This is a genomic window from Actinoplanes teichomyceticus ATCC 31121, assembly GCF_003711105.1.
Lineage (GTDB): Bacteria > Actinomycetota > Actinomycetes > Mycobacteriales > Micromonosporaceae > Actinoplanes > Actinoplanes teichomyceticus.
This window is the reverse complement of the sequence record NZ_CP023865.1, coordinates 4,522,169-4,535,933: the sequence shown is the minus strand read 5'-3', so window position 1 is coordinate 4,535,933 and position 13,765 is coordinate 4,522,169. Positions and strand designations below refer to the sequence as shown.

13 protein-coding genes are annotated in these 13,765 nt (G+C 74.7%); 5 read left to right on the top strand and 8 right to left on the bottom strand.

Translation table 11 applies throughout. The annotated features are described in order from the left end of the window. Positions 1-3: 3 nt before the first annotated feature. From ACTEI_RS20080 to ACTEI_RS20065, 4 genes are all read right to left on the bottom strand, one after another. Positions 4-2,271, bottom strand: coding sequence for a putative bifunctional diguanylate cyclase/phosphodiesterase (locus ACTEI_RS20080; RefSeq protein ID WP_122979056.1), 2,268 nt, complete (start codon positions 2,269-2,271; stop codon positions 4-6). 156 nt (positions 2,272-2,427) lie between these two features. Continuing rightward, entirely contained in the window at positions 2,428-3,279 is an 852-nt protein-coding gene (locus ACTEI_RS20075) for an NAD(P)H-hydrate dehydratase (protein ID WP_122979055.1), read from the bottom strand. After that, complete coding sequence (locus ACTEI_RS20070; protein WP_122979054.1) at positions 3,263-3,985, bottom strand: histidine phosphatase family protein; 723 nt, start codon at positions 3,983-3,985, stop codon at positions 3,263-3,265. Before ACTEI_RS20070 ends, ACTEI_RS20075 begins: the two co-directional genes overlap by 17 nt. 11 nt (positions 3,986-3,996) lie before the next feature. Further along, positions 3,997-4,926: a helix-turn-helix transcriptional regulator gene (locus tag ACTEI_RS20065; protein ID WP_122982278.1), complete on the bottom strand. Its 930-nt coding sequence runs from the start codon at positions 4,924-4,926 to the stop codon at positions 3,997-3,999. A gap of 95 nt (positions 4,927-5,021) precedes the next feature. Between ACTEI_RS20065 and ACTEI_RS20060 the strand changes: the two genes are divergently transcribed. Next, positions 5,022-5,693 (top strand): alpha/beta fold hydrolase, encoded by a 672-nt coding sequence (locus tag ACTEI_RS20060; RefSeq protein ID WP_122979053.1) that lies wholly within the window; start codon positions 5,022-5,024, stop codon positions 5,691-5,693. Positions 5,694-5,965: 272 nt separating this feature from the next. Here the strand turns inward: ACTEI_RS20060 and ACTEI_RS20055 are convergent, their stop codons facing one another. Continuing rightward, complete coding sequence (locus tag ACTEI_RS20055; protein WP_122979052.1) at positions 5,966-6,646, bottom strand: hypothetical protein; 681 nt, start codon at positions 6,644-6,646, stop codon at positions 5,966-5,968. Between the two features lie 78 nt (positions 6,647-6,724). Between ACTEI_RS20055 and ACTEI_RS20050 the strand changes: the two genes are divergently transcribed. Then, on the top strand, positions 6,725-8,062 hold the full coding sequence (locus tag ACTEI_RS20050) for an AI-2E family transporter (RefSeq protein WP_122979051.1): 1,338 nt from the start codon (positions 6,725-6,727) through the stop codon (positions 8,060-8,062). Positions 8,063-8,369: 307 nt separating this feature from the next. On the opposite strand, the gene ACTEI_RS20045 is transcribed toward ACTEI_RS20050, so the two are convergent. Next, positions 8,370-9,365, bottom strand: a complete 996-nt coding sequence (locus tag ACTEI_RS20045; RefSeq protein ID WP_122979050.1) for an aldo/keto reductase — start codon at positions 9,363-9,365, stop codon at positions 8,370-8,372. 102 nt (positions 9,366-9,467) lie between these two features. Between ACTEI_RS20045 and ACTEI_RS20040 the strand changes: the two genes are divergently transcribed. Together ACTEI_RS20040 and ACTEI_RS20035 are read left to right on the top strand one after the other, a co-directional pair. Then, positions 9,468-10,325, top strand: a complete 858-nt coding sequence (locus ACTEI_RS20040; protein WP_122979049.1) for a helix-turn-helix transcriptional regulator — start codon at positions 9,468-9,470, stop codon at positions 10,323-10,325. 446 nt (positions 10,326-10,771) lie between these two features. Then, positions 10,772-11,527: an arginase family protein gene (locus ACTEI_RS20035; RefSeq protein ID WP_122979048.1), complete on the top strand. Its 756-nt coding sequence runs from the start codon at positions 10,772-10,774 to the stop codon at positions 11,525-11,527. Here ACTEI_RS20035 and ACTEI_RS20030 read toward each other — a convergent pair. Further along, positions 11,514-11,921 carry a RidA family protein gene (locus ACTEI_RS20030; protein ID WP_122979047.1) on the bottom strand — a complete coding sequence of 136 codons (408 nt, stop codon included), beginning with the start codon at positions 11,919-11,921 and terminating at the stop codon, positions 11,514-11,516. The two genes, ACTEI_RS20035 and ACTEI_RS20030, sit on opposite strands and share 14 nt — an antisense overlap. Beyond that, positions 11,918-12,730: an NAD(P)-dependent oxidoreductase gene (locus tag ACTEI_RS20025; RefSeq protein WP_164466029.1), complete on the bottom strand. Its 813-nt coding sequence runs from the start codon at positions 12,728-12,730 to the stop codon at positions 11,918-11,920. Before ACTEI_RS20025 ends, ACTEI_RS20030 begins: the two co-directional genes overlap by 4 nt. 79 nt (positions 12,731-12,809) lie before the next feature. Between ACTEI_RS20025 and ACTEI_RS20020 the strand changes: the two genes are divergently transcribed. Further along, positions 12,810-13,706: a LysR family transcriptional regulator gene (locus ACTEI_RS20020; protein ID WP_122979045.1), complete on the top strand. Its 897-nt coding sequence runs from the start codon at positions 12,810-12,812 to the stop codon at positions 13,704-13,706. The last annotated feature ends 59 nt before the right edge of the window (positions 13,707-13,765 follow it).

The following is a 13,765-nucleotide window of genomic DNA, read 5'->3' as shown; positions in this document are numbered from 1 at the left end:
GCCTCAGGCCGCGCGGTCGCGCCGCCGCGACGCCGCGGCGCCGCCGTCCGGCAGCATCGCGTCGATGTCGGCCGCCGGCAGCGGGCGGGCGAAGTGGAAGCCCTGCGCCTGGCGGTACCCCAGCTCGAACAGCCGGCGCGCCTGCTCGGCGGTCTCCACACCCTCGGCCACGGTGCGCAGGCCCATCGTCTCGGCGATCCCGGTCAGGGCGATCGCGATGGCCTCCTGTTGCGGGGTGCCGCCCAGCCCGTCGACGAACGACTTGTCCACCTTGATGGCGTCCACCGGGCAGGTGCGCAGCAGGCCCAGCGAGGAGTGCCCGGTGCCGAAGTCGTCCAGGGCGATACTGACCCCCAGCCGGGACAGCGCGTGGACGGTGGCCAGCGCGCGTCCGCCGGCGAACACCGCGGTCTCGGTGATCTCGATGGTGAGCTGCGCGGCCGGGACGCCGTGCCGGGCCAGCGCGGCCGCGACCACGTCCGGCAGGGCCGGATCGAGCAGTTGCCGGGCCGACACGTTGACCGCCACCGACCGCAGCGCGTCCGCGCCGTGCCGCTGCCGCCAGGCGGCGGCCTGGGCGCAGGCCGTGTCGATGATCCAGGCGCCCAGCTCGACGATCAGCCCGGTGTCCTCGGCGACCGGGATGAAGTCGGCCGGCGACACGATCCGGCCGTCCGGCTGCCGCCAGCGGATCAGCGACTCCACCGCGATCGGCCGGCCGTGCGGCAGTTCGACGATCGGCTGGTACAGCAGGTACAACTCGCCGGTGTGCAGCGCCCGGCGCAGGTCGGCGGCGATCGTCGCGCGCCGGGTCAGCCGCTGCTCCAGCGAGGCGTCGTAGCGGACCAGCCCGCCGCCGGTGCCGGCGGCCGCCTCCCGCAACGCGATCTCGGCCTGCCGGTACAGGTCGAGAGCCCCCTCGGCGACGCCGACCGACACCTCGACCAGCACGTCGTGGCCGGCCGCGTCCAGCGGCTCGGCGTTCGCCGCGACCAGGCGGGAGGTCAGATCGGTGGCCCCGGCCACCAGCACGCCGAACTCGTCGCCGCCGAGCCGGGCCACCACCGCGTGGTGGCCGGCCAGCGCGGTGAGCCGCCCGGCGAACGCGACCAGCAGCGCGTCGCCGGCCGCCGGCCCCAGCCCGTCGTTGATCGACCGGAACTCCTTGAGGTCGATCAGCACCACGGTGTGCGTGCCGGTGGCGGCGGCGACCGCCGCGGTGAAGTACCGGCGGCTGTACAGGCCGGTGAGCTCGTCGTGCATGGCCTGGTGGGCGACGCTGTCCAGCAGGGTGCTGTTCTCGGCCAGCGCGACCGCCTGCCGGGCCACGACCAGCAGCAGCAACAGGGTGGTCCCGGCCACCTGGGCGGCGCCCAGGTGGCCGGTGCGCACGAAGACGATGGCGACCAGCACGCTGGTCAGGCCGGCGGCGACCAGTGGGATCGCGCTGCCGCGCTGGTGTCCGGGCAGGTCCACCGGCTGCCGGGCGCGCGTGCCGCGCCCGGGGGCCTGCCGCCACTGGGCCCGTGCGGCGAGCGTGGCGAACAGGCCGACGAGCGGCAGCACCGCGGCGCTGCCGTTGAGGTGCGGCCACGGCTTGAGCAGGGTCATCAGCACCGTGGACAGCGGCCCGACGAGCCCGAGCGGGGCCAGCCACCACAGCGCGGCGCGCGGCACCGGGCTGCGGCGCGCCGCCATGATCTTGATGACCACGACCACGCCGGCCACGGCGATCGCCAGCACGGCGATGTTCATCCACCACGCCGAGGCGCTGACCCCGAACCGGTCGTTGAACCAGCCCATGTACTGCGACGCGGCGATCCCGGCGGTGACCGCGACGACCGCCACGTCCAGCACGGCGGTGGTGAGCTGCCGCCACGAGCTGCCGCCGCCCGGCAGGCGCAGCAGTCCGGCGATCACCAGGGACGTGCCGGCGACGTAGCAGAGCAGGGTGCGGGCGCTGACCGGCGGGATGCCGGTGTACGGGTGCGTGGTGATGTCGGCGATCTGGCTCAACGCCGCCAGCAGCACGGCGGCGATGCCGGTCGACGTGCGGCGCCAGAACGTACGCAGCGGGCCGTCGGTCCCGGCCGCGGCCGTGCGCGCGGCGGCGACCGCGACCGCCAGCGCGGCCGTGGCCGGGACCCAGACCAGCAGCTTCGAGAACGCGACGTACGTGCCGAGCGGGATCAGCAGCACCTCGGCGACGACCGCCAGCATCGCGATCGCGGTGAGCCGGGCCCCCGCACGATGCGGGCCTGTCCGAGCCATGCCGCCGCCTCCCTCACCGCGGACCCTCCGCCGTATTGCGGACATCGGCGGCGGCGCGGCGGACTTGAGGCCCTCGGTGGTGCGATTCGGCTCCGTGGCGGGGCGGACTTGAGGGTCTCGGTGGTGCGATTCGGTTCCGCGGTGCGCTTGCCGCGGTCAGACGGTGGCGATCGTGTAGGCGACCTCGTCGACCAGCTCGCGGGCCAGGAAGCCGGTGCGGCCGTGTCGCGGCGCCAGCCGCTGGCCGGTGACCGCGTGCGCGAAGGCCGCCCAGCACGCCGCCTGCGCCGGGTCCGCGCCCCGGCCGAGCAGGCCCGCGACGATCCCGGCGCGCACGTCGCCGCTGCCCGAGGTGCCCAGGCCGGCGTCGCCGCTCTCCTCCCGCCAGAGTCGGCCGCCGGGCTCGGCGATGTGCCCGAACAGCGAGACGACCGCCTGGTACCGCTCGGCCAGGGCGCGGCTCGCGGCCGCCAGATCGTCGCCCGGTTCCCGGCCCAGCAGATGCTCCGCCTCGGTGACGTTCGGGGTGAGGACGGCGCGGCGCTGCCGCAGCAGACTCGCGTCCTTGCTCAGCGCGCCCAGGGCGTACGCGTCCAGGACGACCCCGGTCCCCGGCCCGGCCGCGCCGAGGATCTGCCGCATCAGCGCCTCGGTCTGCCCGATGTCGTCGAGCCCCGGGCCGATGGCGATCACGTCGGCGCCGGCGGCGAGCTCGGTGACCTGCTCGGGCAGGGTCCCGTCGCCGGCCGGGAAGCCGACCACCTTGGCCTCCGGAACGGCGATGCTCAGCGGGATCGCGGTCTCGCCGGTGACCGCCAGCTGCAGGCGGCCGGCGCCGGAGCGCAGGGCGGCCTCGCCGGCCAGCAGGACCGCGCCCGGGTTGAACCGGGAACCGCCCACCACCAGGACCGTACCGCGGGCCTGCTTGTCACCCTGCGGATCGGGCAGGGGCCAGTCACGCAGCAGCCGCGGCGTGATCACCTCGCCCCGCTCATGCTGGTTCGGCACGGACGTCCTCCTGTTCGGTCGGCGGAGCGCCGTGGTCCTCCAGGTGCCCCACCGCGTTGAAGCGTTCCGGTGTCAGCCCGGCGCCGTCGCCGCGCCACGAGCTGATCGAGCAGTTGGCGATCGCCTCGGCGCGGGCCAGCGGCATCAGCTCCGGCTCGGTCAGGCCCTCGGCGAGCGAGCGGATCAGCCAGACCGTCGCCTCGTGCGCGACGAGCAGCACGCGGCCACCCGGGTAGTCCTCGCGCAGGTCCCGCAGCAGCGACCGCAGGCGCAGCAGCACGTCGGCCCAACTCTCCCCGCCGGGCGGCCGGTAGTAGAACTTGCCGAGCCGGGCGCGGCGGTGGGCCTCGCCGGGCAGGCGGGCGTGCACGCCCGCGTTGGTGAGCAGGTCGAGCACGCCGAGCTCGCGGTCGCGCAGCCGCTCGTCCACGACCACCGAGACCGGCAGGCCGCTCAGCGCGAGCTCGGCGGTCTGCCGGGCGCGCAGGTACGGCGAGACGACGGCGATCTCCGGCAGGTCGTCCTCCTTGGCGAGGAACTTGCCGAGCGCCAGGGCCTGGTCGCGGCCGGTGGCCGACAGCGGCACGTCGGCGTCCCGCTCGGCCAGGTCGATCACCTCGGCGTTCGTCCGCTCCGCCCGTTCAGCGGCGACGTTGCCGATGCTCTGCCCATGACGCACGATGCCCAGCCACGCGAACTCCCTCATGGCGCCTGGATTTACCCACTCGCCGCCGCCGGAACCGTGGCCGCGCCGAACCGGGCGGCGACCGCGGCCACCGCCGCCCGCAACTCCGGGCCCTCCTCGACGGTGAAGCCGAAGGGGACGGCGGCCAGCCACTCCTGCGCGTACATCGCCGGGTTGCGGGTGCTGCCGGTCAGCACGCACCGGTCACCGTCCGGCTCCAGACGGCCCATCGGCGGCCGGATCCACGGCGCCACCCGGTCCGCGGGCGCGTCGAACCGTACCCGGGTCGGGTATCTCCATCCGGAGCCGAGGTGCTCCTCCAGCGCGGCGACCGGGTCCAGCCCGTCCGGCGGGGCGCACCGCCGCGCGGTCCGGCGCACCTCGCGGACCCGGTCCACCCGGTAGGTCCGGACCGCTGCGGCGCGGTGCGAATGGCACAGCAGATACCACCGGCCGTGGCGCACGACGACCGCCCACGGGTCCACCTCGTCGTCGAACGCGCCGCCGTCCGGCCCGCGGTAGGCGAGCACCACCCGCCGCCGGTCGGCGACGGCGGCGACCAGGGCGCTCGCGGTGGCCGGATCGGTGCGGGCCGCGCTCGGGCCGGGCGCGACCGCGGCGTACGCCCGCAGCGCCGCCGCCTGCCGTCCGATGCCCTCCGGCAGCGCCCGGATCACCTTGCCGAGCGCCGCGCCGACCGGATCGTCGCCGTCGCCGGCCGCCGGCCGCCCGTCCAGCACCGCCATCACCAGAGCGAGCGCCTGCTCCTCGGTGAAGACGACCGGGGGCAGCCGGGCGCCGCGGCCGAGCCGGTAACCGCCGTACGGGCCACGGACCGACTCGACCGGGATGCCGGCCTCGCGCAGGATGCCGACGTAGCGCCGGGCGGCGCGCTCGGTCACCTCCAGCGCCGCGGCCAGCTGCTGCGCGGTCGTCCCCGGCCGGGCCTGCAGGATCTCCATGGTGCGCAGGGCGCGCGCGGTCGGGCCGGGAACATTCGCCACATCGCGCACAGTACCGGAAGCCGATCGTCCGGAATGGGCTCTAGGTTGCTTGCATGACTGCAGAACGGATCGTCCTCGTCGGTGGCCTGTGGCTGGACCCGGCGAGGTGGCACGATGTCGTCGCCGAGCTGGCCGCGCGGGGCCGCGACGCGGTCGCGGTGACCCTTCCCGTGCACCGGTCGGCGACCCTCGAGGACCAGGTCGCGGCGGTCCTCGCCGCGGTCGACGCGGCGCCCGGCCCGGCCGTCGTGGCCGGACACTCGGCCGCGTGCGGGCTGGCCTGGCTGGCGGCCGACGCGCGCCCGGAGCGGGTGTCGCGGGTGGCCATGATCGGCGGATACCCGCGCGAGGACGGCCAGAGCTACGGCGACTTCTTCGAGATCAGCGAGGGGTGGATGCCGTTCCCCGGCTGGGCGGCGTTCGACGGACCGGACTCCGCGGACCTGGACGAGCGGGCACGCCAGGAGTTCGAGTCCGGGGCCGTCCCGGTCCCGGAGGGCGTCGCCCGGGGCCGCATCCGGTACACCGACCAGCGGCGGTACGACGTGCCCGTGGTGATGATCTGCCCGGAGTACTCCCCGGAGCAGGCCCGCGAGTGGATCACCGCGGGCAGGCTGCCCGAGCTTTCCCGCGCCAAGCACGTCGACCTGGTCGACATCGAGTCCGGGCACTGGCCGATGCTGACCCGCCCGGCCGAACTGGCCCGGATCCTGGCGGCGCTCTGATCCCGGGCGCATGCCGCGCGGATGCGGGGATATGTGGTTTGGTCTGGTATGAGCGGGCTTGTGGCGGCCGGGTCGCGGGGTCGGGGGAATGGCTTGGGTATGCGGTGTTCGGTCCGGTACCGGCCGGGCTTGTGGCACGCGGGTCGGGGGAGCGGCTTTGGGTGAGCGGTGTTCGGTCCGGTACCGGCCGGGCTTGTGACGCGCGGGTCGGGGAGCGTCATGGGTGAGTGGTGTTCGTCCGGCGTCGGCCGGACTTGGGGCGTCGCTCATCCTCATGGGGACAGCAGCTCGGGCACCCAGCGCTCGCCCAACAGCATGGTGAGCAGCACCAGGAGCAGGGACACCCCCGCCGAGACCAGGGCGGCGGCGATCAGGCCGCGGAAGCCGCGCAGCCGGTGCTCGGCGCCGTCCGGCGTGGGCGGCGGCACCTGCCGCGGCCTGGTCCACGGCACGTCGCGGAACGTCCAGTAGAGCAGGCCGAGCCCGAACGGCACCAGCGCGAACAGCCAGAACCAGTACCACCGGGTGCCGGTCAGCGGAGCCGGCCCGGCGAGGATCACGCCGAGGAAGACCACGGTGAAAAGCAGGCCGATCCCGTTGATCAGGGTGCTCAGCGGGGTGACGTCACCGGAGCGCGACTCCGGCCCGGAGGCGCGCAGCCGATCGGCGACCTCGGGTGCGCCTCCGGTATCGGTCCAGTGCGTCCGGCCGTCCGGCGTGCGCCACGCGTACCAGGAGCGCTGGCTGGTGGACGAGCTCAGCGACGGCACCGAGAACCACCGGTCCGGGGCGTCGTCCGACCAGTGGTCACCCCACTGGTACGCGACCACCCGCCCGGCCTCGACGTCGGCCACGGCCCGCTCGGCCGCGGCTTCGCGGGGCGCGCCCCACCAGGCCGCCACCGCCGCGGTCAGCCAAGCCGCTACCAGCACCAACCGCACGATCCGCCACATGCGGTGACCTTAGTCCGACTGATCAAGCATGAAATCGCACGTCCCCGGGCATCGAGGCTGCAACCGAAGGGGAAGTCGATGAGCTGGACACAGACGGTCCGGGAGCGTACCCGGGCCACACTCGCCGCGGCGGCGAACCGTAACGCGCCACCGCCGTTCACGGTGGGGCCGGACCTGCAGGACACCGCGCCGCCCGTGGTGGTGGTCAACAACCGATCGTCCAGCGCTGACGTGCTGCCCAGCGGAGTCCGCACGGCTGGCGCCTGGGCTTGGCGTTTCATCCTGTTCGTCGTCGCCACGTACCTGTTCCTGCGGGTGATCGCGCTGCTGCACGTGGTGCTCATCCCGGTCGCGGTCGCGCTGCTGCTGGCCGCGCTCTTCCAGCCGGCCAGCGCCGCGCTGGTGCGGCGCGGCATGTCCCGGTCGCTGGCCGCCGGGCTGGTGCTGATCGCCGCGCTGGTGCTGGTCTTCGGCGGTCTCGGGCTGATCGTGCGCACCTTCCTCAACCAGTTCGACAACCTCTCCTCGCAGGTCAGCGACGGCATCGCCGAGGTCCAGCGGTGGTTGGAACGCGGCCCGCTGCACGTCACCGACGCACAGCTGAGCCAGTACGTCGACCGGATCCGCGAGTCGGTCACCGCCAGCCAGGGATCGATCACCACCGGGGCGCTGAACACGGCGGCGACCGTGGGTGAGGTGGTGACCGGCTTCTTCCTCGTGCTGTTCACACTGTTCTTCTTCCTGCGTGACGGCGGGCAGATCTGGTCGTTCCTGTGCCGGCTGCTGCCGCGCGAGGCCCGGGTGCCTACCGCGCGCGCCGGGCACTACTCGTGGCACACCCTGGTGTCGTACGTGCGGGCCACCGTGCTGGTCGCGTTCGTCGACGCGGTCGGCATCGGCATCGGCCTTCTCGTTCTGCGCGTGCCGATGGCGGTGCCGCTGGCCGCGCTGGTCTTCCTCAGCGCCTTCGTCCCGGTCGTCGGCGCGACCCTCAGCGGCGCGGTAGCGGTGCTGGTCGCGCTCGTGGCGAACGGCCCGGTGACCGCGATCAGCGTGCTCGCCGTGGTGATCGCGGTCCAGCAGCTGGAGGGCCACGTCCTACAGCCACTGATCATGGGCCGCGCGGTGGCGCTGCACCCGCTGTCGGTGATCCTGGCGATCGCGTGCGGCGTCGTGGTGGCCGGTGTCATCGGTGGTCTGATCGCGGTGCCGCTGCTCGCGGTGCTGAACACCGCGATCCGCTACCTGGTGCACCATCCGTCCGGGGAGCCCACCCCGGACCGTGAGCCGCCCGGCACCGAGCCGACCGACGAGCAGCTGGAGGAGGCGCAGGACCGAGCCGAGGAGGCACGTCGCGAGGCCGACCCCGCCAATCCGCCCCCGGTGAGCACGTCGGTGGCGTCGGCACGGGGCTGAGGGCGCACGCGACGACCTCGGTGGGGCCTGGCCCCGCCTGCGGACGGAGTTGTCCGACTCACGGTGCTCGCCTGGCCGGGGGTCGGGAACCGTCTGCGGATGGGGCTGTTGAGCTCACGGTGCCCGCCCGGTCGGGGGGAACCGTCTGCGGATGGGGCTGTTCAACTCACGGTGCTCGCCTGGCCGGGGTTCGCCTGGGGACGGAATTTGCTCCGAAGGGCTCCGACGTCGTACCGGAAGGATCGGCCGTGAGCCGACGCGGACCGCGCCTCCCCATGACGCGCCGGGCCGGCGCGGCGGCCTGGGGTCAGTTGCCGACGCCGACGCCGGACATCAGGGCGGCGGGGTAGCGGTCGCCGCGTGCCGCGCCCTTCGGCACCGCCCGCTCGATCTCGGCCAGGTCCTCGGGGGTGAGCGTGAGATCCAGCGCCGGCAGCGCCTCGGCCAGCCGTGAGCGGGTGCGCGCGCCGGCCAGCGGCACGATGTCCGCGCCCTGCGCGGCCACCCAGGCGATGGCCAGCTGCGCGACCGTGCAGCCCTTCGCCTCGGCGACCTGGCGCAGGCCTTCCACCAGGGCCAGGTTGTGCCGCACGTTCTCGCCGGAGAACCGGGGCAGGTGGGTCCGGTGGTCGCCGGGGCGCGGCTCCGTGGCGTTCCAGTGCCCGGAGATCAGACCCCGGCTGAGCACCCCGTACGCCGTCAGCCCGATCCCCAGATCGCGCAACGTCGGCAGCACCTGCGCCTCCACCGCGCGCGACACCAGCGAATACTCGATCTGTAGGTCGGCGATCGGATGCACAGCGTGCGCCCGGCGGATCGTGTCGGCACCAACCTCGGAGAGGCCGACGTGCCGCACATACCCGGCGTCGATCATCTCTTTGATCGCGCCGACCGTCTCCTCGATCGGCACCGCCGGATCCAGCCGGGCCGGGCGGTAGATGTCGATGTGGTCGACGCCCAGCCGGGTCAGCGAGTGGGCCAGCAGGTTCTTCACCGCCACCGGCCGGCCGTCCTGCCCGTTGAACCCGCCGCCCGGCCCCACCAGCGCGCCGAACTTGACACTCAGCACATAACTGTCGCGGTCCCGGCCGCGCAGCGCCTCGGCCAGCAACATCTCGTTGTGGCCGGCGCCGTAGTGGTCACTGGTGTCGATCAGGGTGACGCCGGCATCCAGCGCGGCGTGCACCGTGGCGATGCTCTCGGCGCGATCGGCGGCGCCGTACGCGCCGTTCGACATGCCCATCGCGCCCAGGCCGAGGGCGGAGACGGTCGGACCGGTGTTTCCCAAGGTTCGTGTCTGCATGCCGTCCAGCCTGCGCCGGGGCGGCGGCGTGTGGGAGCGGAGCGCTTATCGTGGGAGAGCCGCTCCCTGGCTGAGCCCGTCGCACCCGGGGACGATGGGGACATGCAGCGTGACGAGCTCGCCGATTTCCTGCGCCGCCGCCGTGCGGCGATCCGTCCGGCCGAGGTGGGTATCGCCAGCGGCTCCCGGCGCCGCACCACCGGCCTGCGCCGGGAAGAGGTGGCGCTGCTCGCCGGCATGTCGGTGGACTATGTGGTCCGCCTGGAGCAGGGCCGCAGCAGCCAGCCCTCGACCCAGCTGCTGGCCGCGCTGGCCCGGGCCCTGCGCCTTTCCGACGACGAGCGCGATCATCTGTTCCGCCTCGCCGGGCACCAGCCGCCGCCCGCCGACGGCGCGGCGCGGATCGCACGCGCCGGCCTGGTGCGCATGCTCGATCTGCTTGGCGACGCTCCCGCGCTGGTCATTTCCGACCTGGGCGAGGTGCTCGCGCAGAACCGCGCCTCGATCCTGCTGGCCGGAGACCTGACGAGCTTCACCGGCGACCGCCGCTACCTGATCTACCGCTGGTTCACCGAGCCGGCCGTCCGCGACTTCAACCCGCCGCAGGAATGGGAGCATCACGCCCGGCAGTATGTGGCCGACCTGCGTGCGGCAGCCGGCCGTCGTCCCGGGGACCCGGTGGTCACCCGCCTTGTCGAGCGGCTGCAGGCGGCCAGCGTGGACTTCCGCCGCCTCTGGGCCGAGCACCAGGTGAAGGTCCGGCGTGCCGACCGGAAGACCTTCCGGCACCCGCGGGTGGGCCGGCTGACCATGGACTGCGAGACTCTGATGACCCCGGACCTGGGCCAGCAACTACTGGTGCTCACGCCGGCCGACGATGAGGCCCGGCAGCGCCTGGAGCTGCTGCGGGTTCTCGGCGTCGAGGAGTTTCCGGCGGCGCTCGACGAGGCCGTGCGATGAGCACGTGCCTGCCCCGCCCGTATGGCCGCGCTTCGCCGTTGTGGCTGCCGCGTCGTTGTGGCCCTGCTTCGCTGGTGTCGTTGCGTCTCGCCGTTGCGGCCGCGCTTCGCGGGTGCCGCCGCGCCCCGTCCGCCCCGCCGCGCCCCGTCGGCGCCGCCGTGTCACCGCCGCACCTCGCCTGCACCCCGCCCCGCACCCCGCCCGCGTCCGCGCCGCCGCGCCCCGTCGGCGCCGCCGTGTCACCGCCGCGCCCCGCCCGCGCCCCGCACCTCGCCTGCGCCCCGCCCCGCACCTCGCCTGCACCCCGCCCCGCACCCCGCCCGCGTCCGCGCCGCCGCGCCCCGTCCGCGCCGCCGGGCGCCGCGCCTGTCGGCGCCGCCGTGCCTGTCGGCGCCGCCGCGCCGCCACGCCCCATCCGCGCCGCCGCGCCCCCGTAGGCTGCCGGGATGACCACGATCCTGGTTCCGTATCACCAAGACGAGCGGCTGGCGGAGGACGAGATCCCGGTGCCCGCCGACGTGACCGTCGAGCCCCGGTTTCCCGACGGCGACGTGTGGCCGAGGATCACCGCGGTGTGTGACGCGACCGCCGTGGCGGTAGCGCCGGTGGTCGCGGATGGTGCGGTGCCTCTGGTTCTGTCCGGCGACTGCCTGGTGGCCGGCGGAGTGATCGCCGGTGTGCAGCGGGCTGGTCTGGACCCGGCCGTGGTCTGGTTCGATGCGCACGGCGACGTGCACACCCTGCAGACCAGCACCTCCGGGTACCTCGGCGGCCTGGCGTTGCGCCTGGTCACCGGCGCGCACCCGGGGAAGTATGCCGACGCGTTCGGGTTGCGCCCGGTCTCACCGGAGCGCGCGGTGCTGGCGGACGCGCGGGACCTCGACCCAGCCGAGGCCGCCTACCTGGCGGCCAGCGCCACCCGCCGGCTCCCGGTTGCCGAGATCGGGGCGGCCACCGTCCCGCCGGGGCCGCTCGTGCTGCATGTCGATGTGGACGTCGTCGACGCCGGTGAGCTGCCCGGCCTGCGCTTCCCGGTGCCGGGTGGGCCGTCCACCGACGCCGTGGTGGCCGCCTGCGCGAGGCTGACGGCCACCGGCCGGGTTGCCGCCATGCACGTGGCGTGCCCCTGGTGGCCGGCCGCCGACGGGGCGCGGCAGGCAGCCCGGGCGCGTCTGCTGTCCCGCCTCGTCAGCCGCTCCTGACCGCTGCGGTGACCTCCACCTCCAGCGCCAGGCCGGGCAGGAACAGCCCGCTGACCTGCACGGTCGTGCTGGCCGGCGGGTCGGCCGGGAAGACCCGGCGGCGGACCGCGGCGTAGGCCGGCAGGTCGGCCAGGTCCATCATGAACGTCCGAACGTGCAGGACGTCGCGGAAACCGGCCCCGTGCGCGGCGAGCAGCCCGCCGATGATCTCGAAGATCCGTTCAGCCTGAGCGCCGGCATTGCCCGGTGCGACGACCGTGCCGGTGTCGTCCACCGCCACCTGACCGGCGAGGGTGAGCAGCGCGCCGCCGGGCAGGTCGAGGCGCGCGACGTTGGCTAACCGGTCCGCGTACGGCGCGGCGACACCGGGCGGATTGTCCAGCGTGAGCTTCATCGGTTCCCCAGATCGACGATGGTGGCCAGGTCAGCGTCCTGGTCCGGGAGGTCGTGCAGCAGCCGCCGGGTGGCGGCGACGACCGGGCGGTCGGGCGTTTCGCCGTACGTCAGATCCAGGTCTTTGACCGCCAGCGCGACCGCGAAGTCGGCCGTGGCGCTGTTCGCCCGGCGCAGCGCGCCGGCCAGCGGTCCAGCGGCCAGCAGCTCCAGCGTGACCTGCCGGTCCAGGCCGAGCGCGGCGGCGGTGCCCAGCGTGTCGTGCAGCGCGCCGAGCGCGGTGAGCCAGGCCGTGTTCAGGACCAGCTTCACCCGGGTGGCCTCGCCCACGTCACCGCACCGGCGTACCGTGCCGAGCTCGCGCAGCACCGGCTCGGCCCGCTGCAGCGCCTCGGTCGTGCCGCCGGCGAGCACCGTCAGTGAGCCGGCCGCGACCGCGTCGACGCTCCCGCCGACCGGGGCGTCCACGAAGTGCACCCCGGCCGGGAGTCGGCCGAGGAATGCGGCGGTCTCCGCCGGTCCGATCGTGGACATCTGCACCAGCACCGCGCCCGGCCGCAGGGCGGTGGCGGCGCCCTGGCCGAACAGCACCGCTTCGACGGCGCCGCCGTCGGTGAGCATGGTGATCACCAGGTCCGCGGCGGCCACCGCCTCCGCGGCGGACGCGGCCACCCCGGCGCCCGCGCGGGCCGCCTCGGCGGTGCGCTGGCGATGGCGATTCCAGACCGTCACCCGATGACCGTTCGCGCACAGCCGACCGGCCAGCGCGCCACCCATACGTCCGGTGCCGAGCACCGCGATATCCGTCATGACCGGAACGCTAGGTGAGCGCCAGCCATGCGACCAGCGACTGTTAAGCATGGCTGCGATGCGTGGATAGCATGGCTCGGTGGAGACCCAGCTGCTCGAGGTGTTCCGCACGGTCGCGCACCTCGGCTCGATCACCGCTGCCGCCCGCCACCTGCGGTTCACCCAGTCCGCCGTGTCGCGGCAGGTCGCTGCCCTGGAGGCGGAGATCGGTGCCCGGCTGCTGGACCGGCTGCCGCGCGGCGTCGCGCTCACCGAGCAGGGTCGTGCCCTGCTTCCGTACACGGACGCGGTCCTCGACCGGCTGGCCGCCGCCCGGCAGGCGGTCGACGAGCTGGATTCCGTCGACGCGGGCCGGTTGCGCGTCGGCGCGTTCGCGACCGCGGTGGCCGCGCTGGTGCCGCGCGCCCTGGCGTCGTTCCGCACGGCGCACCCCGGGATCACCTGGTCGCTGGTGGAGGGCATGTCGCCGGTGCTGCTGGAGCGACTGGCCGCCGGGGACGCCGACGTCGCGGTGGTCAGCACGGCTCCGGGCGGCCCACCCGACGCGGGCCGCTTCGACCTGCGCCCCCTGCTCGACGAGCGGATGCTGGTCGCGGTGCCCCGGGACCACCGGCTGGCCCGCCGCCGCACGGTGCGCCTCGCCGAGCTGGCCGACGAGTCCTTCATCGCCAGCTCGCCGCGTGCCGAGCAGACGTTGCTGGGCGACAGCGCCGCCGCCGGGTTCCGGCCCCGCATCGACATCGCGGTCGGCGAGTGGACCGGCAAGCTGGGCTGCGTCGCGGCCGGTCTCGGCGTCACCCTGGTCCCCGCGCTCGCCGCGCGCGGCGCCCCGGCCGACATCACGCTGCTGCGGCTGCACCCGGACGACGTCCCGGTCCGGCGTGTGTACGCGGCCACCCTGGCCGGCCGCACCGCCCCGCCCGCGGTCACCCGCTTCCTGGCCCACCTGGACGAGGCCGCCCGCGGCCTCGCCTGAGCGGCCCGGTCCGCATCGGCGCGGTAACGAACGGCCATCGCCACGGCCGCGGCCGCCCA